Source organism: Streptomyces sp. NPDC056835, from assembly GCF_042789485.1.
Classification (GTDB): domain Bacteria; phylum Actinomycetota; class Actinomycetes; order Streptomycetales; family Streptomycetaceae; genus Streptomyces.
This window is the reverse complement of sequence record NZ_JBHUBB010000012.1, coordinates 58,760-82,257: the sequence shown is the minus strand read 5'-3', so window position 1 is coordinate 82,257 and position 23,498 is coordinate 58,760. Positions and strand designations below refer to the sequence as shown.

23 protein-coding genes and 1 pseudogene are annotated in these 23,498 nt (G+C 67.6%); 9 read left to right on the top strand and 15 right to left on the bottom strand.

Annotated elements, in window-relative coordinates; translation table 11 throughout:
- Window positions 1-110 precede the first annotated feature (110 nt).
- Together ACFRMN_RS15975 and ACFRMN_RS15970 are read left to right on the top strand one after the other, a co-directional pair.
- The gene (locus ACFRMN_RS15975; protein WP_383019270.1) at window positions 111-260 is read left to right on the top strand and encodes a hypothetical protein; all 150 of its coding nucleotides are present in this window, start codon (window positions 111-113) and stop codon (window positions 258-260) included.
- Window positions 257-796 carry a YbhB/YbcL family Raf kinase inhibitor-like protein gene (locus ACFRMN_RS15970; protein ID WP_383019268.1) on the top strand — a complete coding sequence of 180 codons (540 nt, stop codon included), beginning with the start codon at window positions 257-259 and terminating at the stop codon, window positions 794-796. Before ACFRMN_RS15975 ends, ACFRMN_RS15970 begins: the two co-directional genes overlap by 4 nt.
- A gap of 392 nt (window positions 797-1,188) precedes the next feature.
- On the opposite strand, the gene ACFRMN_RS15965 is transcribed toward ACFRMN_RS15970, so the two are convergent.
- From ACFRMN_RS15965 to ACFRMN_RS15935, 7 genes are all read right to left on the bottom strand, one after another.
- On the bottom strand, window positions 1,189-3,651 hold the full coding sequence (locus ACFRMN_RS15965) for a S8 family serine peptidase (RefSeq protein ID WP_383019265.1): 2,463 nt from the start codon (window positions 3,649-3,651) through the stop codon (window positions 1,189-1,191).
- Window positions 3,652-4,690: 1,039 nt separating this feature from the next.
- Entirely contained in the window at window positions 4,691-5,908 is a 1,218-nt protein-coding gene (locus tag ACFRMN_RS15960) for a flavin monoamine oxidase family protein (protein WP_383019262.1), read from the bottom strand.
- A gap of 600 nt (window positions 5,909-6,508) precedes the next feature.
- Window positions 6,509-6,637 carry a hypothetical protein gene (locus ACFRMN_RS15955; protein WP_383019260.1) on the bottom strand — a complete coding sequence of 43 codons (129 nt, stop codon included), beginning with the start codon at window positions 6,635-6,637 and terminating at the stop codon, window positions 6,509-6,511.
- Complete coding sequence (locus ACFRMN_RS15950; protein ID WP_383019257.1) at window positions 6,634-7,629, bottom strand: FAD binding domain-containing protein; 996 nt, start codon at window positions 7,627-7,629, stop codon at window positions 6,634-6,636. Before ACFRMN_RS15950 ends, ACFRMN_RS15955 begins: the two co-directional genes overlap by 4 nt.
- A gap of 268 nt (window positions 7,630-7,897) precedes the next feature.
- Window positions 7,898-8,659 carry a flavin monoamine oxidase family protein gene (locus ACFRMN_RS15945; RefSeq protein ID WP_383019254.1) on the bottom strand — a complete coding sequence of 254 codons (762 nt, stop codon included), beginning with the start codon at window positions 8,657-8,659 and terminating at the stop codon, window positions 7,898-7,900.
- A gap of 494 nt (window positions 8,660-9,153) precedes the next feature.
- Window positions 9,154-9,579: an SLC13 family permease gene (locus ACFRMN_RS15940; RefSeq protein ID WP_383019252.1), complete on the bottom strand. Its 426-nt coding sequence runs from the start codon at window positions 9,577-9,579 to the stop codon at window positions 9,154-9,156.
- 35 nt (window positions 9,580-9,614) lie between these two features.
- Entirely contained in the window at window positions 9,615-10,004 is a 390-nt protein-coding gene (locus tag ACFRMN_RS15935) for an FAD-dependent oxidoreductase (protein ID WP_383019249.1), read from the bottom strand.
- A 337-nt stretch (window positions 10,005-10,341) separates the two neighbouring features.
- Here ACFRMN_RS15935 and ACFRMN_RS15930 point away from each other — a divergent pair, with 337 nt between their 5' ends.
- From ACFRMN_RS15930 to ACFRMN_RS15915, 4 genes and pseudogenes are all read left to right on the top strand, one after another.
- Window positions 10,342-11,016: a response regulator gene (locus ACFRMN_RS15930; RefSeq protein ID WP_383019245.1), complete on the top strand. Its 675-nt coding sequence runs from the start codon at window positions 10,342-10,344 to the stop codon at window positions 11,014-11,016.
- Between the two features lie 77 nt (window positions 11,017-11,093).
- Entirely contained in the window at window positions 11,094-12,134 is a 1,041-nt protein-coding gene (locus tag ACFRMN_RS15925) for a sensor histidine kinase (RefSeq protein WP_383019664.1), read from the top strand.
- A gap of 137 nt (window positions 12,135-12,271) precedes the next feature.
- On the top strand, window positions 12,272-12,844 hold the full coding sequence (locus tag ACFRMN_RS15920; protein WP_383019662.1) for a hypothetical protein: 573 nt from the start codon (window positions 12,272-12,274) through the stop codon (window positions 12,842-12,844).
- A 76-nt stretch (window positions 12,845-12,920) separates the two neighbouring features.
- Window positions 12,921-13,154, top strand: a pseudogene (locus ACFRMN_RS15915) (IS30 family transposase); the annotation flags it as partial.
- A 131-nt stretch (window positions 13,155-13,285) separates the two neighbouring features.
- Here the strand turns inward: ACFRMN_RS15915 and ACFRMN_RS15910 are convergent.
- Entirely contained in the window at window positions 13,286-14,170 is an 885-nt protein-coding gene (locus ACFRMN_RS15910) for an SDR family NAD(P)-dependent oxidoreductase (RefSeq protein WP_383019242.1), read from the bottom strand.
- Window positions 14,171-14,274: 104 nt separating this feature from the next.
- Between ACFRMN_RS15910 and ACFRMN_RS15905 the strand changes: the two genes are divergently transcribed.
- A complete protein-coding gene (locus ACFRMN_RS15905) occupies window positions 14,275-14,934 on the top strand; it encodes a TetR family transcriptional regulator (RefSeq protein ID WP_383019240.1) in 660 nt (219 codons plus the stop codon).
- Between the two features lie 163 nt (window positions 14,935-15,097).
- Here ACFRMN_RS15905 and ACFRMN_RS15900 read toward each other — a convergent pair whose 3' ends face one another.
- Window positions 15,098-15,535, bottom strand: coding sequence for a hypothetical protein (locus ACFRMN_RS15900; RefSeq protein WP_383019237.1), 438 nt, complete (start codon window positions 15,533-15,535; stop codon window positions 15,098-15,100).
- 202 nt (window positions 15,536-15,737) lie between these two features.
- Between ACFRMN_RS15900 and ACFRMN_RS15895 the strand changes: the two genes are divergently transcribed.
- Entirely contained in the window at window positions 15,738-16,034 is a 297-nt protein-coding gene (locus ACFRMN_RS15895; protein ID WP_383019234.1) for a hypothetical protein, read from the top strand.
- A gap of 155 nt (window positions 16,035-16,189) precedes the next feature.
- On the opposite strand, the gene ACFRMN_RS15890 is transcribed toward ACFRMN_RS15895, so the two are convergent.
- From ACFRMN_RS15890 to ACFRMN_RS15875, 4 genes are all read right to left on the bottom strand, one after another.
- Window positions 16,190-16,786, bottom strand: a complete 597-nt coding sequence (locus ACFRMN_RS15890; RefSeq protein WP_383019232.1) for a hypothetical protein — start codon at window positions 16,784-16,786, stop codon at window positions 16,190-16,192.
- Between the two features lie 254 nt (window positions 16,787-17,040).
- Window positions 17,041-17,727 carry an SDR family oxidoreductase gene (locus tag ACFRMN_RS15885; protein ID WP_383019229.1) on the bottom strand — a complete coding sequence of 229 codons (687 nt, stop codon included), beginning with the start codon at window positions 17,725-17,727 and terminating at the stop codon, window positions 17,041-17,043.
- 725 nt (window positions 17,728-18,452) lie between these two features.
- The gene (locus ACFRMN_RS15880; protein ID WP_383019227.1) at window positions 18,453-18,722 is read right to left on the bottom strand and encodes a helix-turn-helix domain-containing protein; all 270 of its coding nucleotides are present in this window, start codon (window positions 18,720-18,722) and stop codon (window positions 18,453-18,455) included.
- Between the two features lie 387 nt (window positions 18,723-19,109).
- Window positions 19,110-19,292, bottom strand: a complete 183-nt coding sequence (locus tag ACFRMN_RS15875; protein WP_383019224.1) for a hypothetical protein — start codon at window positions 19,290-19,292, stop codon at window positions 19,110-19,112.
- 320 nt (window positions 19,293-19,612) lie between these two features.
- Here ACFRMN_RS15875 and ACFRMN_RS15870 point away from each other — a divergent pair, with 320 nt between their 5' ends.
- Entirely contained in the window at window positions 19,613-20,926 is a 1,314-nt protein-coding gene (locus ACFRMN_RS15870) for a hypothetical protein (RefSeq protein ID WP_383019221.1), read from the top strand.
- 1,211 nt (window positions 20,927-22,137) lie between these two features.
- Here the strand turns inward: ACFRMN_RS15870 and ACFRMN_RS15865 are convergent.
- Together ACFRMN_RS15865 and ACFRMN_RS15860 are read right to left on the bottom strand one after the other, a co-directional pair.
- On the bottom strand, window positions 22,138-22,680 hold the full coding sequence (locus ACFRMN_RS15865) for a hypothetical protein (RefSeq protein ID WP_383019219.1): 543 nt from the start codon (window positions 22,678-22,680) through the stop codon (window positions 22,138-22,140).
- A 149-nt stretch (window positions 22,681-22,829) separates the two neighbouring features.
- Window positions 22,830-23,312 carry a transposase family protein gene (locus ACFRMN_RS15860; RefSeq protein WP_383019217.1) on the bottom strand — a complete coding sequence of 161 codons (483 nt, stop codon included), beginning with the start codon at window positions 23,310-23,312 and terminating at the stop codon, window positions 22,830-22,832.
- Between the last annotated feature and the right edge of the window lie 186 nt (window positions 23,313-23,498).

Here is a 23,498-nt window from a genome sequence, read left to right as displayed (position 1 = left end):
CTGCGGTATTCGCGCCTTCGAGATTAACGCACATGCCACTTGCGTTTGCTGCGCGGCGCACCTACGGTGAGCTAACGCACAAAGCTAGTGCGTTAGCAAGGGACATCACAATGAAACTGTTCGTTACCGGGGCGACGGGCCACATCGGTTCGGTCGTCTCGGACCGCCTGCGAGTCGATGGGTATGTGCTCACCGGGCCGGCGCGCAGCGAAGAATTGGCGGCGCAACTCGTTGCGTGCCTGAAAGGAATGACGCGATGAGCGCCAACGACCCCTTCGCCCGCCTCCCCGAGGCGGCCTCCTTCACTGTTACCAGCACCACCGTCGCCGACGGCGCGGCCTGGTCGCCCGAGCAGTTCTCCGGCATCTTCGGCGTCCCCGGCGGAAAGGACGTCTCCCCGCAGCTGTCCTGGAGCGGCGCCCCGTACGGCACCAAGAGCTACGCCGTCACCGTCTACGACCCCGACGCCCCCACCGGGTCCGGGTTCTGGCACTGGGCGGTCGCCGACATCCCCGCCACCGTCACCGAACTGCCCGAGGGCGCCGGCGACGGCACCGGCTCGGGCCTGCCCGAGGGCGCCTGGCAATTGCCCAACGACACCCGCGCGGCCCGCTACATCGGCGCCGCCCCGCCGGCCGGGCACGGCCCGCACCGCTTCTTCATCGTGGTGCACGCCCTCGATGTCGCCTCCATCGGCGTCCCGGCCGACGCCACCCCGGCCTTCCTCGGCTTCACCATGGCCGGTCACACCCTCGGCCGCGCGGTACTGACCGCCACAGCCGAAACCCCCGCCTGACGAACAGCGTGTCCGCACTCATCGACACCACGGAGATGTACCTCCGTGGTGTCGATGAGTGCGCGTCAACCGCCCGGAGGCCGCCCCCTCCGCAATCGAGGGATGACGCTTCGCCGACCGAGACGCCGAGGGGCGCGAGCCGGACGCCCCTGAAGGGGCTGATCGCAAGTTGGGGCGATGTGCGCGAACACTGCGGGAAGTCGTCGCGGGGCTCCGGGCGGCCAAGGGCCCCCAGCACGTTCACGCGTCGGCCCTTTTTGTCCTCGCGCGGCACGACAGACCTAGTCACCGGTGCTTCCGGGCAGCCGCTGATGATGGCCCGGGACGGCGAACTGCACATTCCGGCCCCAACTGGGGCCGGAATGTACAGTTCGCCTGGAGCGGAGCCGACTTCAGCGGCGAGCCCCTGTGTCGCGCGGTTTCTCACGTAGCACCGAGCCGCTGTCCACTCGGGTCTTGGTGGTCCGGAAGGTGATGCCGAAGCGGTCCGTGAGCACCGGATTGTTCAGTGAGTACTGGAAGGCGTCGGTCCCGTCGGCGTTCTCCAGGCCGATGGTCGCTTCAGCGCCGGCCTCCAGGAAGTCACCGACGGTGTCCTTGTAGCGGTAGGAGATCGTGCCGTCCTCTCCGATCAGAGCCGTGACGGAGAACCGCTCGCCATGACCCCACATCTGGATGACGTTGCGCCATTCGACGACGTAGGAGCGGTGCGGCGCTGTGCCCACGACCCCCGTGTAGACCGCGGCGTCGAATTGCGGGAGGTAGAACAGCTGGTCCCAGAACGGGTAAAGGGCCGCGTTCGGGGCACCGGCGGACGGGAGGGCGCCGTTCTCGTCATCGGTGCTGGGCTCGGTGAAGGTGATGGCCCCGTCGGCGGAGACCCAGCCCGAGGTGTAGCTCTCTCCGTACAGCGATACGGGGAAGGGCAGTTCGACCTTCTCCGAACCGGAATCCCCCGTGAGCCCGAGTTTGTGGTCGCCTGTGACGAAGTCGGCCGGGCCGGCGACGCAGGTGTATCCGAACGTGTCGGTCTTGTCGGGCAGCCGGATGTCGAGGACGGTCTCGCCCGTCACCTCCGCGACTGCCCTGCCGCGCCCGAGACAGAGATCGGAATGCGAAGCGGTCAGTTCGTACGTTCCCAGCGGAAGAGTGGTGTCGAAATACCCTTGGGCGTCCGCGGTCGCGACCACCGGGGTACCCACCACGGTGATGACGGCTCCGGAGGCCGGGCCTCTGCTGCTGGAGACGCTGCCGGTGACCTTGGCGGAGGGCAGTTCACCGAGTGTGACATCACCGGTCGCCGTTCCCCCCTCGGTAACCGTTACTTCGGCGGTCGCTGTTACGTGGGCGTACTTGGACACAGAGATCTTGTAGTTGCCCACGGAGAGCAGCGGGATCGTGTATTTTCCGTCGGCCCCGGTGTGCACCGTACGGTCGAGGGGGCCCTGGGCGACGACCTTGGCTCCGGGGAGGGGGACGCCGCCGGAGGTGACGACACCCTGGATCGTGCCCAGCGGACTGTGTGGAGCGGCCGTCGCCAAGGCGTTCACATCGAGCCTGCCTTCACCGAAGACATTGTTGTCGGCGGCGGTGCCGCCGCAGGACTTGTCGTCGGTGTCGACCGCCGTCCGGTCGAGCAGTGCTTCGGTCGCTTGGATGTCGTTCTGCAGTTCGGGGGCCAGCGACCACAGCAGGGCTACGGCTGCCGTGGTGTGGGGAGCTGCCATCGACGTACCGGACATCGAACCGTACCCACCGCCGGGGACCGAGGAACGGATGTTCTCACCGGGCGCGGAGATGTTGGGCTTGATCTCCCCGTTCTCTCCGGCGCCGCGTGAGGAGAAGTCCGAGATGGCGTTGTCGATGTCGAACGAACCCGAGCTGTAGCTGTTGACGTACATTCCCGGTTCGATTGAGGTAGTGCAGCCGGGGCCGGCGTTTCCGTTCGAGAACGACGGGAAGATGCCCGCAGCGCGCCAGGAGTCGACAATCTTCTGGTACCAGTACCTGACGGGCGTACCGCCCCAGGAGTTGTTGACCACGTCGGGCGCCAGGTCGGGGCGGGGATTCTGTCCGTTGAGGTCGGTCGGGGCGACGATCCACTGCCCAGCGGCGATGAGGGACTGCTCGCTGCAACTGTTCGATTCGCAGCCCTTGACGGCCGTCCAGCTGGCTCCGGGCGCGACGCCGGTCTGATTGCCGGAAGCGTCGTCGCCGGTCATGGTGCCCATCGTGTGTGTGCCGTGCGATGTGTTGTCACACGGCTCCGTTGTGGGGCACGAGTTGGACGGATCGAACCAGTTGTAGTTGTGGTCGAAGGTGCCGTCACCGTTGTTGCCCCGGTAGGAAGCCTCCAGGGCAGGATGCGTGTAGTCCACTCCGGTGTCGATGTTGGCGACCACGATGCCCTCGCCCCGGCTTCCGAACTCGTCCCACACCTTGGGAGCGTTGATCCGGTCGACATTCCACTCGACGCCGGCGACCCTCTTGTGCGTACCGGCCTTCACCGGCTTGGGAAGCTGGATGACGTCATCCGTTTCGATGCGGGCGACGTCGGCCCGCGCCGCGAGCTTCTCGACCAGCTTCTCGACCAGCTTCTCGTCGCCGCCCTTGACCTGGACGGCGTTGACTATCCAGTACGAAGTGTGTGCGACACCCGCCGCGTCCAGCGCCCTCAACAGCCCGGCCTGGGTGCGTCTGGCGTGGTCTCGCTCGGCCTTGTAGACCGCGGCACCGCGCTCGGCTTTGGTCCGGGCGCCGTCGACCGCGGCATTGAGGTCGGCGGCGCTGTCGAGATAGACCCAGAAGGTGTTCTCCCGGCTTTCGTCGAACTGACGGAGGAGTCCCTCCGCCACCTTCTTCGCAACAGCCGCTTGCGGGGGGTCAGCCGGACCGGACCTCTGCGCCGTGCCCTGCTGCGCCGTCGCCGCGCCGGTTGACACGGAAATCGTCAGAAATATGGACAGGACAGCGAAGAGTAACTGCCGTGATCTCTTACATCGTGAACTGCGGGCCACATTGGGCTCCTCTGCGTCGCACGGCGGGGCAAGCCCGTCCGCGGTGGGTGGGGGGTAGCGTGCTGCGGTCTCCTGGAACCCCGCGCCGGAGTCGGCCCAGGGCGGCGAGTACCACCCAGGCAATGTCATGCTCCGACCAAGGCTCACATTGGTCTGTACCTGCCCAGGTAATCGCACTCGCATGTGCGACTGTCCGCATACCGGCCAGGGAGCAACGCGTACATTTCCCACCTTGACGGGTCAACCCGACCGCGATGGGCTGCCTGGCGATGCCGCGGCGCGGGCCGTCGGGGAGGGCCGGCGCCCCGCGAACACCCAGGCCGGAGGGAACCGGGCTCGCCCTCGCCCGCGTCTGGCGTCATCCCCCACCCGAGAGGATGGGACGTACGATATTCCGTCTCGAAACATGCACCACGGATCGTCAACGAGAGCAGTAAATATCTTGAAATAGGTGCGTTCATACCATGCGGAACCAGCTGATGGGTGCGGGGCTGGTCACTGATCGAGTCCGTCGGCGGCGTGTCGCTGGAAAAGGCCGAGCAGAGGTGCGACCGGACGCGCCGTCAATTCCAGTCTGCTCACGGGGGGAGTTACGCCTGGAGAAGAGGCAGCCCACGACCAGTTCCCTCATCCGCTCCTCGCGTCGGAAGTCCACCACCAAATCGATATCGTGCGGTTCCATGCCCCTCGGGCGTGGGCGCCGAAGAGCATCAGCGCCTTCACCGCGCCCGTGACTCTCACCCCGTGAGCCCACAACTTGACCAACCAACGACATGAGATGTCTTGTATTCGGGCGATACGGCTCCAGGAGCCTGTCCCCATAGGCCACCGTCCTGCCGCTCGGAGTGCGGGGCGCGTTCCCACGTCGGAGAACGGGTCAGTCAGCCGAGGCCGGTGCGAGCCGCGCGAGCAGTTGGGCCGCTGCCTGACTGCCGCTGTCGCGGGAGAAGTCGACTTGGTCGGTGACGACGCCGGCCCAGAAGAGGGTGTCGTCGACGGGCTGGTAGATCTTCCGTACGCCGGTGACTTTCCAGGAGTCGGTGAAGGCGGCGCGGGCGAAGGGGTCCTTCGCCCATTCGTGCTCGATGACCGTGACGGGTTCCACGGAGTGGTCGCCCGCGACGCTCCGGATCCCCTCCAGGAACTCCCGATGGCGCTGGTCGGCGGGCAGGGCGAGGAGCCGTTCGGCCTCGCTCTCCTCGGCTCCCGCGAGGACGATCCGTCCCGAGTAACGGAGGTCTCCCATGGCGCCGTTCATCAGCCAGAGCGGTCGGTCCGCCTCTTGGACGTGGTCGGCGTCATCCGGGAGCACCGGCCTGTCGAATTCCATGAGGACCTTGCTGATCGCCACATGCGGTACGGCCCTGAAGGCGTCCGTCTTCTCCTTCCCAAGCTCAGGGGAGAACGTGACGACGCCGGCGTTCAGTACGGCCACGGGCAGCGCCACCACCGCGGCACGCGCCTGGTAGGTGGCGCGGCGCCCGTCCTGCTCCGCCACGACGACAACCTTGCCCGGCGCGTGCTCCACGCGGTTCACTACCGTGTTCAGTTGGATGGACAGTCCTTCGGCGAGAGGGTGAAGGACCTGGTGGTAGCCGCCGACGACCTGGAAGTTGGTGGGGATTTTGAGCGTCGTCTTCCGCCATGGGTCACCCACGCGCTTACGGGAGTGCGTCTCGGCGTGAGTGTGGGTCTCCAGGCCCTGCCGTCGTACCAGTTCCCAGGTCGAGGCGTTCCTGCCGTGGATGAACTGCGCGCCGAGTTCGACCGGGATCGACAGGGCGCCGTGACGGGTCCACAAGCGGCCGCCGATACGGTCACGGGCCTCGACCACGACGACGTTCTGCCCGGCGTCCGTCAACTCCCGGGCAGCGCTCAGCCCGGCGGCCCCCGCACCGATGACCACGACATCGAGTTCGCCTCCCCGCCGCGGGGCCGCGTTCTCGCGTGACGGTTCGGATCGCGCCGCATCCGGCTTCGACCGCGCGGGACCCGGTGCTTCGCCCGACCATGCCGCGCGGGTGGCGGCCGCGACTTCTCCGGCGACACCGGCGAGTAGGCCGAGGGGGCCCACCCGGGGCAGTTTGTGGTTCATAGCGCTTCGGCCCTTCAAGTCGTCAAGGTGCGCGGGCACTCGCCGTGCACACCCTCCACACTGGCCGCGCGGGTGCCGCGGTCACCATCCGCCACCCGGTCACCGCACCCCCGCCGACCGGAGGGAACAGGCACTTCTCCAGGCCCCGGGGCGACCGAGGCTCAGGCGGCGGTGGCCGTCCTGAGCGTGCGCAGACGGCAGGAAAGCGCGGTGTGCTTGGGGGTGTTCTGTTCACGGGCCTGCTCCCAGGCGGCGTAGAGCAGCGCCCACACGACGTTCTGCGGCCATGTGCTGTTGACGCCGGGGTCGAGGGGCCGTCCCGCTGACCGTGCCGGATGAGGGCGAGCAGGGCGTGGTCGGACGGGACTTCCTCTTCCTCGGCCAAGTCAAGCTGAGCCTTGGTCCCAGGTCAGGGACCTGCGCAGGTGAGGCGGGAGTGTCTTGACCGTCTCGACCAGAGCGTCGCGTGTGCCGGCCGCTGAGTGGTCGAGGCGCAATGTGTGCGAGCAGCACGTAGCTTCGTACGGTGACCCGCGCGCGAGACGGGCTCCCGAAAGCTGGTCGACGACGTCGTGGCCGGCACCGATCCCCAGGCGGACTTCAGCGCGTACGACCGCCGTGGGTCTTCGCCCTGCCGTCGATCCGGTCGACCGGCTTTCCGACGATCCGCTCGACCGGTGTGCCGACCCTGCGCTCGGGGGCCTCCGGGTGCGAATGGGTCTGTGTCATGCCACGCTCCCGTCGGTGAGCAGATCCCTCAGCGTCGCGACAATGGTGCGCTGCGCGAGGGTGATCTTGAAGGCGTTCCCGGGCAGGCCGGTGGCGGGCTCCAGTTCGGTTTCGGCGGCCAGCCGGAACGAGTCCTCTGTGGCTGGCGCGCCGAGCAGCGCACGTTCCGCCGCGTGCGCGCGCCACGGTTTCGCCGAGACGCCACCGAGCGCCAGCCGCACATCGGTCACCTTGCCCCCGGTCACTTCCAGCGCGACGGCGGCCGAGACCAGCGCGAAGGCGTACGACGACCGGTCGCGCACCTTGCGGTAGCGCGAGTGCACCGCGACCGGGGCCTCGGGCAGCTCCACCGCGGTGATCAGCTCATCGGCGGCGAGTGTCGTCTCGATGTGCGGGGTGCTACCGGGCAGTTGGTGGAACTCCGGCAGCGGTATCCGCCGCGTGCCGCGGACGCTCTCGACCTCGACGGTCGCGTCCGGGGCGGACAGTGCCACGCACATGTCCGACGGATGCGTGGCAATGCAATCCTGGCTGACGCCCAGAATGCCGTGGGCGCGGTGGAAGCCGCCGATCGCGTCGCATCCGGCGCCGGGCTCGCGTTTGTTGCAGGCCGCAGCGCTGTCGTAGAAATACGGGCACTTCGTGCGCTGCACCAGGTTGCCGCCGACGGTCGCCATGTTTCGCAGCTGGGCCGAGGCCCCCTTGAGAATCGCCTGCGACAGCATCGGATAGCGGCGCCGGATGAGCGGATCGGCGGCGAGCCGGCTGTTCTTCACCGTCGCGCCGATCCGCACGCCGCCACCGGGCAGCTCCTCCACCTCGTCCAGCGGCAGTCCGCTGATGTCGACCACGGTGTCCGGCTGCTCGATGCGCTCACGCATCAGGTCGACCAGGTTCGTGTCGCCGCCGAGGAACTTCGCGTTCGGTTCCTCGGCTATCGCGCGCACCGCGCCGGCCACGTCCGGCGCGCCGACATAGGAGAACGTCCTCATCGGGCCACCTCGCCGATCGAGTCGACGATGCCGTTGTAGGCGCCGCAATGCCCCGTGCTGGGTATGTCGCGTGCTGGGCAGGACAGCTTCATGACTCACGGACGGTGTTCTCGGCTGCTCGAACCTGCGCGGCGAATTCCTTCGCGGGCAGCCCATGGCCGTGGCTCGTACCGGCCTCAGGCCCGGTACCGAGAGATCGGTACCGAGAGATCGGTACCGAGAGATCGGTACCGGGCCTGAGGCCGGTGGGGGTGAATCAGGTTGAGCGCTACTTCAGCCGCTTGAGCAGGTCGGCGGCGGTCTCCTTACCACTGTCGTGAGAGAAGTCGACCTGATCGGTAATGACGCCGGCCCAGAAGAGGGTGTTGTTGACCGGCTCGTAGATCACATCGGCGCCCGGGGCACCGTATTCCGAGAAGGCCGCACGGGCGAACGGGTCCTTGGCCCATTCATGCTCGACGGCCTTGACGGGTTCGACCTTGCGGTCGCCCGCCACACACCGGATCCAGTCGAGGAGTTCCGCGTGGCGACGTTCGCGGGGCATGGCCAGCAGACGGCTGGCCTCCTCCCCGTCCGCCCCCATACCGACGACCTGCCCCGCGAAGCCGGGCGTCTCCTGGGAGGCGTTCCACATGAACATCAGCTCTGACATGCCGGCTTCGGCGATGTCGTCAGCACCCGCCGGGAGCACCCGGTGGTCGAACTCCATGAGGACCTTCGCGATGGGGACCTGCGGCACGGCCTTGAAGGCGTCCACCTTCGCCGACGGCAACGCCGGAGAGAACTCGATGGCGTCGGCCGCCAGTACGGCGACGGGAACGGCCACCACCACGGCGCGAGCCCGGTAGCTGACACGGCGCCCCCGCTGCTCAGTGTGGACGACGACTCCGGCTGACGAGTGCTCCACGCGCCGTACCACCGTGTCGAGTTGGATCGACAGCTTTTCGGCGAGAGGAACAAGGATCTGCTTGTAGCCGCCGATGACCCGGAAGTTCTTGTACTCGGGCGGGAGGGTGGACTGGTCGGTCATCTCCCATGCGCCGCCCGGTTGTGTACGGGAGGCACTGACGGCCTGGAAGTGGGTCTTCAGTCCCTGCCCGCGGATCAGCTCCCAGGTCGGGCCGTCCTCCCTCGTCCGGCACCGACGCTTCGGTCCGTGCCGCGCTGGCCGGCCAGGTGGCGACGGCGCCGGCCACGAGGCTTGCGCCGGCACCGATGATGATGCCGCGCCGGTTTACCGAGGGACGTTTGTGTTCCACTGCGCCTCCGCCTTCCCTTTGTGCATAGCGTGCGCACTTTCTTACGCGCACACCCATGCTGGTCACCCCGGGACTGAATTGATCACCCCCAGACCGGCGGTCGAACCCCCGACGGTCGGGGGGAAGTGGCATCCACGAGATCCACCCAGCCACCCAGGAGCCATCAGAAATGGCCTTTCTAAGTGCTGTCCTGGGCCGCCGGACCGAGCAGGTGAACGCCGGGCCGTGCCGACGGGTTCCGCGTCGAGTGGCGCGGTGGTGTGTGTCAGCCGAAGGGAATGGCGGTGGTCAGCACGGCGACCGTGAGCATGACCAGGGAGACGGCGGCGGCCCGCCACAGGGCGAGTTTGTGGTGGTCGCCGAGGTTGACCTTGGACAGTGATACGAGCAGGAGCAGGGCGGGGACGAGCGGGCTCTGGAGGTGGAAGGGCTGGCCGATGACGGATGCCCGTGCCATCTCCGCTGGGGCCACGCCGTAGGTGGAGGCGGTCTCGGTGAGGACGGGCAGCACTCCGAAGTAGAACGCGTCGTTGCTCATGAAGAACGTCATGGGCAGGCTGAGCAGTCCCGTGATCAGGGGCAGGTGGGGTCCCATACTGTCGGGGATGATTCGTACCAGCCACTGCGATATCGCGTCGACCATGCCGGTCCCGTCGAGGACACCGGTCAGGACACCGGCCGCCATCACCATGGCGACGACCGCGACAACGCTGGAGGCATTCCCCCTCAGTTGGTCCGCCTGCTGGGCGACGCTGGAACGCGTCCCCCTTCGCCGACGGCGATTCCGGGGATAAATCGATGGTGTTGGCGGTCAGTACGGCGACGGGCACGGCCACAACCCGCGGCACGGGCCCGGTAACCGACCGGGTTCCCGTGCCGCTCGGCGCGGACGACGACTCCGACGGGCGAGTGCTCCACGCGCCGTACCACCGTGTCGAGTTCGACGGACATCGAGATCCGATCGCCCCACATGCGGCCGCCGACGCGGTTCCGGGCCTCCACTACGACCACTCGTCTTCCGGCGCCGGACAGATCCCGGGCTGCACTCGATCCGGCAGCGCCGGCGGTGGGTCCGAGGGTGCGGCGACGCCCGACACCGGGGTGTCTGCTCAGCATGTGTCGCTCCCCTTGCCCATGCGGTTGAGTTGCGCAGGTGTCGCGCTCGCCACCCACCGCGGCCGCCCCGGCACCGCACAGCCATCCGTCACCTGGTGGTGGAAGCCCCCCCGATCGGGGGAGCAGCCTCGACCGACCGGCAGGGCACCGCGTCACGGGCGCGTTTTCCCATGGCGCTGGATGATCTGCGAATATCAAGGTCAGGGGTGCATTCACAGCCGGCGGAGCACCCCCGCCGAGTGGCTGGAGCTCCGCTTCGGACGCCACGGTGAGCGGCGACGGACCCTAGAGTCGGGTCGACAGCGACCAACGACAGGCAGGACAGGATGGAGCGCGCGTGATCCGAGTCGCGGTGGTGGACGACGAGGCTCTGGTCCGGTCGGGCTTCAGCCTCATTCTGGGCGCGGCCGACGACATCGAGGTCGTCGCGACCGCGACCGGCACGGAGGCTCTTGCCTCGGTCCGGGAACACCGGCCCGATGTCGTCCTGCTCGACATCCGGATGCCCGACGTGGACGGTCTGACCGTGCTGCGGCAGCTGCGCGCGCTGCCGCAGGCGCCGATTGTGGCGATGCTGACGACGTTCGATACCGACGAGTACATCGTCACCGCACTGCGCTCGGGGGCGGCCGGTTTCCTCCTCAAGGACACCGAGCCCGATCAACTCGCCCAGCTCGTAAGGTCCCTGGCGGCCGGCGGGGTAGTCCTGTCCCCGAAGGCATCGCGTTCCATGCTGCAGAGCCACTCCCAGGGCGGTGCCGTCACCGACGATGCGGAGGTCGCCCGAGTGGGGCGGCTCACCGACCGCGAGCGCGCGGTGCTCGTGCTCGTCGCCGAAGGACTGTCCAATGCCGACATCGGGGGCCGCATCCATCTGAGCGCGGGCACGGTCAAGGACCACGTCAGCGCGATCCTCGCCAAGCTCCGTGTCAGCAGCCGCGTGCGGGCCGCGCTGCTCGCGCAGCGTTCGGGCCTGCTCGACGACTCCGGCAGGGCGGAGGAGCCACGGTGACCCCGTGGCCGGCCGGCCGTCGACGGGTGCCGCCCTGGGCCGTCGACGCGGGCCTGGTGGTGCTGGCCACGCTGGAGATGTGGCCCAATCTGGCGTACGACATGACGTACTGGCAGTCGGCAGCCGGCGCACTCGGCGCCGCGGCGCTCCTGTTCCGGCGCCGTTTCCCCTTCACCGTGTTCCTGTGCACGCTGCCCGCCTCGCTCATCCTCGGACTTCTCTTCGCCCCGTTCGTGGCCCTGTTCACGCTGGCCGAGCGCTCGCGCGACCGGAAGCTGCTCGTCGGCTGCGCCCTGCTCAGCGGCGTCGTCTCATCGGTCTCATGGCTGCTGTCGGGGGAAGCCTCGGAAGAGCACACCTATTCTCTGGTCCAGTCCGCGTATCTGCTGGCGATCGCCGTCACGCCGATCCTGCTCGGCCAACTCGTCCAGACCAGGCGGGACTTGGCGCGGCGTCTCATCGAGATCGAACAACGCCGTGAGCACGAGCGCGCGCTGCATGAACAGACCGTCCTGGCCCGCGAACGCGCCCAGCTCGCACGGGAGATGCACGACGTCGTCTCCCACCAGGTGAGCCTGATCGCGGTACAGGCCGGGGCACTTCAGGTCGCCACCAAGGACCCCGATGCTCGCGAGACGGCTCGCACCATCCGCTCTCTGAGCGTGGGCACCCTGGACGAGCTGCGTCATATGGTCACCTTGCTGCGGGCCTCGGGAGGCAGGGCCACCGAGCTCAGCCCTCAACCCACGCTCGCCGACCTGCGCCGCCTCGTTGCCACCAGTGGCATCGAGGCCCACCTGACCGGTGAACTCCCGCCGGACATCGGCACCCCGGCCCAGCGCACCGTCTACCGCACGGTGCAGGAGGCTCTCACCAACGTACGTAAACACGCGCCCGGCGCCACCGCGACCCTGCGCCTGTGGCATGACGCCGGCCACTTCGGAGTCGACATCACCAACACCGCGCCGACCCGCATCTCGCTGCCGCTGCCCGGTTCCCACCACGGGCTGATCGGTCTCAGGGAACGCGCCGAGCTGCTTGGCGGCACGCTCAATTCGGGCGTCACACCCGAGGGCGGCTACCAGGTCCGGCTCCGCGCCCCACTCGCGACGGAATGATGACCGCCAAACCGCTGGGCCCTGGGGCTACTTGACATGCCGGGCAAACGTGGCCGCGGCGTTGAGGGGTGGCTCCAGGGCCACTTCGGAAACAGTGTGACCAGGAGACCGCGAACGCCACGATCACCACGGTGAACATGAGCAACGTCGGACGCGCACCGGAACCGGGCGAGATCACCGACGGCTGCCCCTTCGCCCCACGGTGTCCCCGCGCCGACGACCAGTGCCTGCGACAGGAACCCGGCCTCGTACGCGCCGGCCCCGAACACCGCGTCGCCCGCTGGCACCCCACCCCGCCCGGCACCCCTCATCCCACGACCGCGGACGAACCCCTGGAGAGCGACCATGCCTACCCCCCCCGCACGTCCGCGGCCCCCAACGGCCGGACAACCTCTCCGCGACAACCCGGCACTGGTGACCACCATGAGCGACCTCGAATTCCGCGACTGCCTCCGAGCCGCGTAGTGGTGGCGTGGCACGAGGGCGACACGAATCCCTTGATCCGCTCATTCGTCCGGATCGGGACCGTCTCCTACCGCGCCTCGGACAGCCACGACCGATATCCCCGAAACATGCCGGCGCGATACACACACCCCCTTGACCGAACCCATAGGAGCCCGGCAGGGCGGCTCCGAAGGGTCAAACCTTCATGCCCCCGGGCTCCCCTCTCCGCCCCCAGGGGAAAAGCAAAGGGGGCGGGGACGCAGTAATGCGTCCCCGCTGCCCGACTCATCATCGGCGAGGACCACAAATCAGCGAACGGCACCTTCGTTGAACGCGGCATCCACCCTCGCGACGGACATCCTGGTCTACTTCTGCCATCCCGGCAGCCCCTGGCAACGCGGCTCGAACGAAAACACCAACGGTCCGCTCCGGCAGTACTTCCCCAAGAGCACCAACCTGTCCGTCCACACCCGCGAGCGCCTCTACGCCGTCGCCGCCCAACTCAACGGACGCCCACGCAAAACGCTCGACTGGGAGGCACCACCCGAGCGCCTGCGTAAACTACTCGCGGCCTGAACAACCGACTACGGTGTCGCGACGATCCCCAGAAACCGCCCAGAGAGCGACGGGGCTCCTATGACAGCCTGAAGCTCGCCCTGCCCTCGAAGCAGTCGCCCCACGGCCTGCACTGGGGTAGCCGAATTCACTCACGTACGGAGGTCGGGCAGGCTGCTGCCTCGCTGCTGCTGCCAGGTGTCGCCGGCCTCGTCGTAGTCGGTGGATCGGCTCAGGTGCTCCCATTTCATGTCAGTCTCAACCCGGTGGCGCCATGCCTGGCGGCCGTATTCGTAGGCGTCGCTGCCGGCGAGGACCCGCAGCGGTGGTTCGTCGAGTTCGGCGAGGGTGAGCACGAGCGCGGCGACCTTGTCCGGGTCGCTGTTGGCGACGTGCTCGAACCCTGCCATGGCGCGTGCGGACGCGCCGACGGTGGTCCGGTACGGCTCGCTCGTCGGTGGTGTGGTCATCGACGAGCCGGCCCAGTCGGTGCGCATTCCACCGGGCTCGACGACGGTGACCTTGATCCCTAGCGGCGCGACCTCGGCGGCGAGCGCCTCGCTGAACCCGCCGACGGCCCATTTCGCCGACTGGTAGGCGGTCATGCCCGGACTGCCGACCCGGCCGCCCAGCGACGAGATCTGGATGATCCGGCCCCCGCCCTGCTCGCGCAGGATCGGCACGGCGGCCTTGGTGACGTAGACCGTACCGAGGAAATTCGTGTCGATCTGTCGGCGGAATACCTCCAGCGTGGTGTCCTCCAGCGATACCCGGTCGCCCTGGCCGGCGTTGTTGACCACGACATCGAGTCGACCGAACGCCGCAGCCCCGTTCGCGACCGCGGCCTGGGCCGCGACCGGATCGGTGACATCGAGCCGCTCGACGTGAATCAGATCGCGGTAGCGCGCGGCGAGGTCGTCGAGGGCGTGCGGATCGCGGGCCGTTGCGACCACCTGGTGACCGGCGGCGAGAGCCTGCTCGACGATCTGGCGGCCAAGCCCTCGCGACGAACCGGTCACGAAGAACACTGAGCTCATGGCGAAGGTCCTCACTCGTTGAAGTTAACGCAAAGAGAATGCGTTAACTTCGAGGGTATGTCGCCCGCCGACTTAAGTCAAAGGGCATGCGTTATGGTGGGCCGGTGAGCCAGCCCAAGCGTCGAGCCCGATCTCCGCACGACAAGCAGGAGCGCAAGTCGGCCCTGTTGGACGCCGCCCGCGACCTCGCGATCGAGCAAGGTGTCCGCGAGGTGACCCTTGTCGAGGTCAGCGCCCGAGTCGGCCTGCACTCCTCGGCGCTGCGCCGCTACTTCGACTCGCGCGAGGAGCTGATGCTGGAACTCGCCGAGCAGGGGTGGGCGCAGTGGTGCGACCGCCTGGTGAATGATCTCGGCGACGCCCGGGGTCTGACCGCCGACCAGGTCGCCGACATCATCAGCGGCTCGCTGGACCAATTGCCGCTGTTCTGCGACCTGCTGACGCATGTGGTCCTCAGTCTGGAAGGCTCTGTGCGACTGGAGCGGGCACGCCGTTACAAGACTGCGGCGAGCGCGGCCTACGACACCATGACCCAGGCGCTGGTCGACGCCGGCGCCGGTCTCGACCACGAGGCCGCCCAGATCCTCCTGACGGCCGCCATGAGCTGCGGGGCCTACTTGTTCCAGCTCTCCCGCCCCACCGCGACCCTGCGCGAGCTCTATGAGCAGGAGCCACGGTGGGCACATGACGCCCTCCGATTCCGCGAACAACTCACCACCCTGCTCACCACCGTCACCCGGGGCGCACAACATCCGCAGAGCTAACCACCAGGGCCGACCGCGGCCAACCCCCACGAATGAGCGACGTCCGGCCGCGGGCGGTTCGCCGTGCGGTGGCCAGTGCGACGAAGCCGTGGGGCATCGGCGGAGGCTACAGGGCGCCACCAGCGTCGCGCGCAGCCGTGACACTGGAGGCTTCTGATCGTCTTTACGGTCGCCTCACCGGGTTTACGGTCGCCTCACCGGGCCGACTGGGTGAACAGGCCGGGGCGGATTCGGTGAGGATGCCGCGGGTGACCAGGCGTTTCAGCTTCCAACGAATGCCTTCGGTGTTCTTCACGATGATCGGCAGGTCGAGGGCCTGGCAGATGTCCCGGGCCCGTAGCGGCCGGTCGGCGTCGGTGAAGACGGCCAGGATCTGCTGGTAGGCGGGGTGGTCCGGAACCTGGGCGGCCGGCTGGGGAGCCTGTCCCGGGGCGAGGTCGATAAGGGTCTTGCGGGTGATCCGGAGGTGTTCGAGTCCCTCGTCGAGTTCGCGCAGTCGCACGGTCAGTTCATCGATCCGGGCCCGAGTCTGCTCGGCCTCGCCGGTCAGGTCCCGCTCGCGCATCGAGGAGGTGTTCTTCGCTGACGTGGAGCTGGGCACGGAGAACGGCTTCCGGGAGGCAGTGGCCCGCTTCGATGAGCGTTTCCCGGAGTACTCCATCGACAAGGGGGTCCGATTCCCCGTCGACGAGTGGGACCCGCACCGGTACAGTCCGTGGTTCCTGTTGGCCTGCGCCTTCCGGCGCCGGCCTCCCGCGAGGCGGTAAGGGCGCGGCCATCAACCGGCAGTGATGAAGGGCTACGTGTCCAGGCGCCTCGACGCCTTCATGGCCGAACACGGCCTGACCCTGTTGAGGCCGAGCTACCGAAATCTCCAGCGCCGACCCGGCGAACACCTGCTCAATCCCGTCCGCCAGCTCATCGAGTCGGTCAACGACACCTTCACGGGCCAACTCGACCTCGAACGCCACGGAGCGAGAACTCCGGCCGGAGTCCTCGCCCGCGTCGGAGAGCGAATCCTGGCCCTGACCGCCGCGATCTGGCACAACCGCACCACGGACCGACCCATCACACGATCACTCATCGCCTACGACCACTGACCAAGCCTTCGGACTTACTCGTCTCTAGTAGTCGATGGGCTGGAGCAGGCCGCGTCTTCGCATCGCCCGCTCGACCGACGAACGAGATATCTCATGACCTGCGGCGGCCACTATGGCAATCCCGTTGCGGCACCGGGACGCTGGCATTTTCCTGCTCAGCGAAGACCGCGCTTCTCGCGTTCGGCTTGGACGAGCTCCTCCATGAGTTCCCCCGGGTCCACCGTGAACTTGGTGTCATCGAGGGCGTCGTAGTCCTGGGTGCTCAGCCGTAGGCCAAGCTCGGCGAGCTGGGCGGCCAGTTGTGTGAACGCGATTCGCTCGTCGGGCTCGTCCTGGTAGCTTGCCTGCTCGGCGGCGGACCCCTCGGTCAGGGTGAGGCCGACCAGGCCCCAGAAGGTGAACTCGGTGTCCAGCTCTATGAGGTGCCAGGCACGGTCCACGGGTTCGTCGGGGTGCAGCCAGTAGCCGATCCACCCTTTTCCGCCCTTCGCCACGAGCTTGACGTACTTGGCCATCTCCGCGGCTCCGGCGTTGACGGCCCGCATCTCCGGGTCCGCGCGTTCCTTTTCACTCAGATAGCTGGTGTCCAGGAGCGGATGGACCTCTCCCGCCTCGAAGAAGTCGAGGTCGAGAAGGTGGGTGAAGCCGGTGCGGCCTTCCCACTGCGCCACCAGCAGCACGCGCAGATCGTCGGGTATTGGACGGCCGTCCAGCCGCTCGCGGGAGAACTCGGTGAGCCGTTCGTCGTACATACGCCCTCTCCAGAGGTCGGAGGAAGATCCTCACGTCAACGTAACAGCGGTGTCTGACAAGAGGTTGGGTCGCCGGCGACCGCCGACCACCCCCGTGATCCGGACTCAGAAGAGGTCCTAGTCGGATTCCGGAACGAGCGCGGTGATGGACAGTAGAATCGAAGGATCACCTAGATGCCGTGCGAGCCCTGAGCTTGGCTGCGGAACCTGCAGTTCAGACCCAGAATCGTATTTTCGAGCGGGACACGGTTGTGTCAGGTGACGCGTAGTCCGCCGTCGACGAAGAGATCCTGGGCGTTGACGCCGGTGTTGCGGAGGAGGAAGTCGGTGGCGTCGGCGACTTCCTCCATGGTCACCAAGCGCCCGATGGGAGTACGCGATACGTGCGGATGGTCGGGCACATCGCGCCACCTCGGGCTGTCGCCCACGACGCCGGGATGGAGCGCGTTCACACGATGAGGTGCGATCTCCACCGCGAGGGTCTTCACCAGTCCGGTGACGGCAGAGTTGATGGCGGTCACGATGGTAGAGCCGGGGTAGGGGCGCTCTTTGGCCAGGCCGCCGAAGAGTACGACCGACGCCTCAGGGGTGAACCGGTCACGCAGAACTCGCACGGTCTCCGTGTACCCCACCAGCTTGATGGTCACGGCTTCCACGGCCTTGGCGATGTCGAAATCCGCGAGAGTGTTGAAACCCTCTGAGACGCCGGTGATCACCAAGTTGTCAACGTCCCGTACATCGGCGAGCGCTCCGTCGATGGTTTCCGGCCGCGACAGGTCAACGGCCAGACCCCGGACGCTGCCGGCGATTTCGGCGGCTACGGTATCGGCGCGCTCCCTGGCGCGGCTAGTGACGATGACGCCGTCACCACGGTCGGCGAATCGCTGTGCCAGTACGCGCCCCAGGGCGCCGCTTCCTCCGACAATGATCGATGTGGTCACGAGCCAGGGGTCCCTTCGGATGGAACACACAGTCAGTCGGCGACCCTATAAGGCCGGAGACGGACGGTGCGGGCGCAGCCGGACTGGTCCACCCGGACGGCCGAGCACCTGTTGCGCCGATCGACCGCTCCACCCGAATGTGCAGGCGGCCTTGGTACGCCGGGGCCGCCTGCACGGCGTGCTTCAGCATGCCGCCGAGCAGCGAGGCGACGGCGATGGACAGCGCGGCGGCGCAGATGTAAAGGACGTCGCTGAGCATGACTTGCTGCAGTGCCTGGCTGGTCTTTCCGGTCATGTGTGCGTGCTTCAGCGCGGAGAGGGCGTCGTCACCCGCGGCGCCGGCGAAGAGGACGGAGAGCCACCGAAGGTGAGCAGCGGATGGTCGCGATCATGCCGCGGCGTCGGCCCCGATTCCGGTCATCGAACGCCGCGGACACCGTCGAGGCGGCATGGGGAGATCGCATCTCGCGGGTGCTCTCTCGCTCTGTGGATGTGGAACCGTAGGAAGCGCACTCATCTCAGCTCAGAGGTCATCCGCGGCTTCACGCCCAAGCCCCGGACCACCTAACACTCGGTGAATCGAGGCCAAACCGCCCGTCGCCCTCCCTCGTGGGCACGGGCTTCCTGGGCCCCGGATTACGCGAAGAGCCAGGGCGGCTCGCGTACCCCGGGGCCTCCCGCACGGCCCCGGAGTCCTAACTCGGACATCAGCCGCAAAGTAGCGGTCAGAACTTCGGGACCACGATCTTCTTGGGCCGGCGGGGAACAATCTTGGTCTTGTCGAGGTGTCCATACACCGTCGACCGCGGCACCCCGAAGAGGTCGACGATCTGCTGGACGGTCTCCTCGCGGGCGTCGTAGAGCTGCTGGGGGAGCGCGGCCTGGTCGGCGGTGAGCTTGGGCCGGCGCCCGCAGACCCGGCCGCGGGGTCCGTGCGCGGATTTTGAGCGGCCTCTACGCGCACGCGGGCGGGTAGGAACTAAGCCTGGCGCCACCGTCGTTGGGCACCTATCGGCCGCACTTGTGACGCCGCTGATCCGAACCCTATGGTGGCGAGGTCGTCATCGTCGTGTACTGGGATGACGGCCTCAAGACCGGTCCCGACGACAACGGACTTCCCGTCGGTCACCCGACCGCATCGACACCTCCGCCGCGGTGCGGCGAGAAGTTCCGGTCGACCAGATGTTCCAGGAACCGGCAGGCCACCCTCGGCCGGGATGTCCTCCGCCGCAAGCGGCGGGATGATCAGCTCCCCATCCGGCGACAGCCGCACCTCGCCCTGGACGGCAGGTGTTCAGGGAACTGAACGCCGTAGCCTGATTCCCGGCCCTATGTTCCTCGGCAGCAGAACTAGGCGGCCCACTTCACCCCGCTGAACCGCCTCACCGGCGCAGCAGGGCGATCACGGCGGCTGCGGCGGCCATCACGGCGGCGAGTGCCGTCAGAGTGGTCAGCGCGATGGTGAGGGGCGCTTCGAGCGTGGGGTGCCGGTAGGTGAGGTAGGCGACGCCCCCGCATGCGAGCGGCACCACCAGGACTACGACCAGGGCCAGCGACACGCTCATGACCACGATGGCCGTCGGCAGAGTCGATGCCTGGGCCGGGGCGGGCGTCGGCGGCTCGGGAAGGGGGGGCGGGCTGGTTGGCTGGGGCAGCCGGAGCAGACATGACGTCGGTTCCCTTCGGTCGGGCGTACGAGGGATCGCACGCGGAGGGGTCCCCGAGTCGGCCGGGCACCAGGAGAGATCCCCTCTTGTCCCCGCGCTTGGTGCGGGGGCGACCAGCGGGATGCGGTCACGAGGACTACTAGAGACCAGCGGGATCCTGGTACGCACGCGCGGCAGAATGCTGCTCCGTGTCGGATTTTCTTCGGATGTGAGAACCAGTGGCTGACCAGCAATTGGACACCTTCGACGGCGAAGATGATGAGGACAGGAAGCTGCGGGAGGCGCTCAGCGGCTTCAAAGAGATGGTTCGCTCTCTCGTCCGGGAGACCGGCCTGTCGACGAATCAGCTGACGGACATGTACGGCTTCGGGAAAGGGAAGGTCAGCACCTGGCAGACGGCGAAGCCTGAGCAGCCCAATATCCCGCCCCTGCGGTTCGTCGAGGTGCTGATCAAGGAAGCGCGGGAACGCGCGAATCTGCAGGACAGGGCGGCAGCGGTGTTCCTGCACCAGTACGGCGAGCTGCTGAAGCTGTACTGCGCGCGGGCGAACCCGCACAACGTCCACCGTCAGATGCTCCTCGACTACCAGAACACCCTCTTGATCCGCGAGCTGAACGAAGCGACGAACGCGGCGCTGGAGAAGATGGCGGGGCTCACCGAGGAACTGGAGACGCTGCGCGGGGACCGGGACGGGGAACGCCGGCGCCGGATCACTCTGCAGCACCAGATCGACGCGCTGAGGAGCCAGAACCAGGACCGGGCCGCGGAGAAGAAGACAGCCCTTGCCCAGCGGGACCAGATCCGTGCCGGCCTCAAGGCGTACGAGAGCGACCAGCAACTGGAGAAGTGGCAACCGGGCGCTGGGCAGGGTGGTTCGCATACGTACCACCCCCGCGAACCCGCTTCCGTGCCGCCCGCCCCGCCCTCCGGCCCCGGCATCAAACGGCGGGGACGCGTCCCCTCCCTGATCGCAGTCGTGGTCTTAGTCGTCTCCCTCGCTGTCTACGCCGGCACCCAGTTGTCTGGCGATCAGAACGACTCCAAGAACAGCGCCGACAGCACAACGGACCCGGCTCCCACCTCACCGACACCCACACCCACGCCCACGCCCACGTCGAGCCCTGATCCGCCCGCACCCACGCCTGAGCCCCCGCCCAGGCCCACGGCACCCACAGTGAAAGTGCGCTGGCAGGGCACGCTGCTCCTCTACAGCAACGGAGCGCCCACGGGATGGTGGCTGGACAACCGGCCGCCGACCCAGGCTTTGCTCGGTGACCTCGGCCTGGAGTGCGACTGCCACCCCGGCGAAGTCGTTGGCAACGCTCTTGCGGCATGGGATGGTCCGACACCTCCGGCATACCAGCAATGCTCCGAGATGAGTGGCCAGTTGGCGCGACGGGTGGTTGCTGTTCAGGAGGGGGCCATGGCCTGCCTCAGAACCCAGAACGGCCGTCTGGGCTACTTCACGGTGACGAGCGTATTGGGCCCTTCCGAACTGAACGTGGAAGCGACCATCTGGGATCGTCAGTGACCCTGCCCCGGCACGACCGACGCGACCTTCCCCAGCAGGCCCCAAACCCCTATCTCTGACCCGGCCTTGCGCTCCCAGCCATGGCCGGGAGCGCAAGGCCGCGTAGGACGGTCTCATAGGTTCCACTAGGTTCCACGGGCGTTCCTTCTCGCAGCTCAGCGCGCTGCCTTGGATCTCATGGGTTGCCCGCCCCGGTCCCGTCCGACGTACTGGAGACTGAACTCCTCGACCGCCGGGCGGGAGGTCCGGAGCAGGGCAGCCCACAACGGCTGGCGGCGGCGTACGACGGAGCGGAGCACGCGCACCGTGCCGTTGCTGCCTACTCCTGGAGATCACCGTGGCTGAGCCCTCGAACCGACCGCCGGACGACGAACCGCTCCCCACCCCGTGGATCCTGACGGCCGGACGCTGCACATCGTCAGGCAGGAAGCGGCCCAGGGTGGGGTCGTTGGTGCCGCCCGACGAAGCCGCGGGTGCCGGGGAACTGTTCGGCTTGTTCGGAGCGGGTCTGGCCGAAGGAGAGTTGCTTGCGGCGGGTGATGGGGAGGCTGGTCATGGCAACTGCTGCCATGGCGGTGCCCTGGTGGTCGGGGAGGAGGGGGAGAAGCCCTTGTTCGTGCGTACGGCGACGGCCTCGTCTCCGTGGGTGTGTAGTACCGGACAGCTTTCTTGGTGCCCGCGCTGGTGGCCTTGAGCTCGTTGCCGCCGGGGGAGGGCGAGGGATCTGGCTGCCGTCGGCGTCGTAGAGGTAGCTGGTGGTCTTACCGGCTTCGGTTGGGGCGGCGAGGTGGCGTGGGCAGGGGCTGAGATGCTCGTGCCGGTCGTGGGCGTGATCGAAAGCAGGTGATCATCCGGCACATTCCCGGTTCGCGGGAATCGCGATGCCGGGTCTGGAGTGCCTCTGGTGGCTCCGAGGAGAGCCGGGCCGTTGGCGGCGGGGTTCGGTCAGTCGCTTTCCCGAGAGTTCATGAACCAGTGGGTGTCGAAATAGCAGGCCATCGTGAAGGGGTGGTGCGGGTCGATGAGGATGCGACAGACGAACTCCGCGGCCTGGCAGTCAAAGGGGACGTCCTCGCCGTCAAAGGACCGGACCACGACGGGCCAGCGGTCGGGGTCGTCGCCGTCGGCCCTCCAGCAGTACAGGTCCTCGTGCTCAGTGCCCGCCCAGATGAACAGACCGTCTCTTCTGAGATCCGTCCACGGCTCCTGATTCAGTCCAGGTATCCGTCGAAGGCGCCGTTGCCGAACGTCTCGACCATGCGCTTGTAGTCGCTCGGCAGCGCGGTGCCCAGACGCGACTCCACCTCCGCCCAGTCCACGTCCGGCCGCTGGGCAGGTTGTGTCCAGCCGGTGATCCGTACGAGCCGTTCCATCCAGTCGACGTCCTCGTCCTCGTCTTCATCCGGAGCGATCGCCAAGGGTTCTGGCACTTCCCTGTGAGCGACCACCAACACCGGCCACTCGGCCCCCTTCGCGTCCCGTGCCGTACCCGTGCCGACCCACTGATCCCCGTACGCCCACGCCCTTATCTTCACGGCCCGGCCCTCGAAGGGGACGAGAAGAGCCGCGCCCCTGGACTCGTCGACCGTCGGATCGGTGAAGCCATCGAGGACAAGCGTGCGCGCGGCGCCGTACCTGCCGTCGAGCAGGTCGGTCAGGCCCTGCGGGTCCAGGTCGCTGGGCAGGTACATGTAGCTTTTTCCCGGGCCGAGTTGGGTCAGTAGGTCGTTGACGGTCGCTTGCGTGAGCTCCATGGCGGACAGTGAAGCGCACCGCACTGACAATAGGCATCGCCCAACCTGAAGCTGCAGGTCACGGGGCTGGCGTGGGCCGAGGCTGGGGTGCTCGCGCCGTCCGCGACGCCTTGACTTCGCGGCATTGGGTGATCGCCCGTCACCGTTAGTTAAACCTCGGCATTCGTCAGCACGAGGGGGGCGCGCAGGAGGGTGGTCGCGTGTCGGGCGTTCATACGGGCCTTGGTGAGGATCCGCCAGTTCTTCAGGTCGGCGAAGCCGTGCTCCTTGGCCGTGCGCTCGCGGCTGATCAGCTTGTCCGCTTCCTTCTGAGTGATGCTGAGGGGACGGCTGCGGGTAGCTTCGCGGCCGGTGGTGATCACGGGGTCGTTGGGATCACCGTCCAGGCTGGTGAATCCGAGATCCGCCAGCGCCGAGGCCGGCTCCCCGCAGCTTGGGGTGATCTTGTTGTGCCGGGCGGTGGTCACCTCGCTGGAGCGGCCGGGCCTTGCCGCCGAGATCCACACCAGGTTGCCGCGCTCGTCGGTGAGGGCGAGAAACAGCAGGCCATGAGCCTTGTGCTTCCCGCTGTAGTTCGGCCGGTTGGCGTCCCCGGTTCGCTTGCGAGTACGGACGAGAGTGCCGTCGAGCAACACAACGATGCCACCCCTCTGGGCGATTTTCTTCAGGGACCGCGGACCACGCCGGATACCAGGTCCAGGGTGACGCTCGACAGCGGCAGGCGGCACGGGTAGAAAAGCCCTTCAGTGTCCTCGCCGGGGTTGGTGTTCTTTCGCATGGAGTCCTCAACTACCGTCGAGATCCTGCACGTTACGTCG